The organism is Streptomyces sp. NTD91 (genome assembly GCF_059510455.1).
This window is the reverse complement of sequence record NZ_JCAJZW010000134.1, coordinates 1-1,010: the sequence shown is the minus strand read 5'-3', so window position 1 is coordinate 1,010 and position 1,010 is coordinate 1. Positions and strand designations below refer to the sequence as shown.

The following is a 1,010-nucleotide window of genomic DNA, read 5'->3' as shown; positions in this document are numbered from 1 at the left end:
CGGCGGTGCTGGAAGGCGTACGTCGGGAGGGGGACCGTACGACCGCCCTGCCCGGCCAGGACCCGCGTCCAGTCCACCGGGATCCCGCGCACCCACGCCTGGGCGAGGGAGGTCAGGAAACGGTCGACCCCACCCGCGTCACGACGCAGGGTACCCACGACCACGGCGTCCGGGGCGGCCTCCTGCACCGCCATCCCCAGCACCGGGTGCGAACTGACCTCCACGAACGCCGCATACCCCTGGTCCACCAGGCCCTGCACCGCCTCGGCGAACCGGACCCGCTCACGCAGGTTCCGGTACCAGTACCCGCCGTCCAGACGCGCCGTGTCGATCACCTCGGCCTCGGAAGTCGAGAAGAACGGCACCTCACCCGAGCAGGGAGCAACCGCACCGAGCACCCTGGCGAGTTCGTCCCGGACGGCCTCCACATGCCAGGTGTGCGACGCGTAGTCCACCGGAACACGACGAGCCCGGATGTCCACACCCTCACAGTGAGCCACCAACTCCTCCAACGCGTCCGCATCACCCGCCACCACCACCGACGACGGCCCATTGACAGCCGCGATGCACACACGCCCCTCCCACCCGGCCAGCAGCTCCCCGACCCGCTCCACCGGCAACGGCACGGACACCATGCCCCCACGGCCCGCGATCACCCGGATCGCCTTCGACCGCAAGGCCACCACCCGCGCACCGTCCTCCAGCGACAGACCACCCGCCACCACCGCCGCAGCGATCTCCCCCTGCGAATGACCCACCACGACGGACGGCTGAACACCACACGCACGCCACACCGCCGCCAGCGACACCATCACCGCCCACGACACCGGCTGCACCACATCCACAGCAGCCAACTCACCCCCACCACGCACGACCTCGCTCAGCGACCAGTCGACATACGGAGCAAGAGCCCGCCCACACGCCTCCATCGACGCCGCGAACACCGGCGAGACACCCCACAACTCCCGCCCCATACCAGCCCACTGCGCCCCCTGACCCGGAAACACGAA

Annotated in this window: 1 protein-coding gene; it reads right to left on the bottom strand. The window is 70.3% G+C overall.

The window, feature by feature from the left end:
• A partial coding sequence (locus AC5WRT_RS38905) for an acyltransferase domain-containing protein (protein WP_496098934.1) occupies positions 1-974 on the bottom strand: 974 nt, incomplete at its 3' end.
• Positions 975-1,010: the final 36 nt, after the last annotated feature.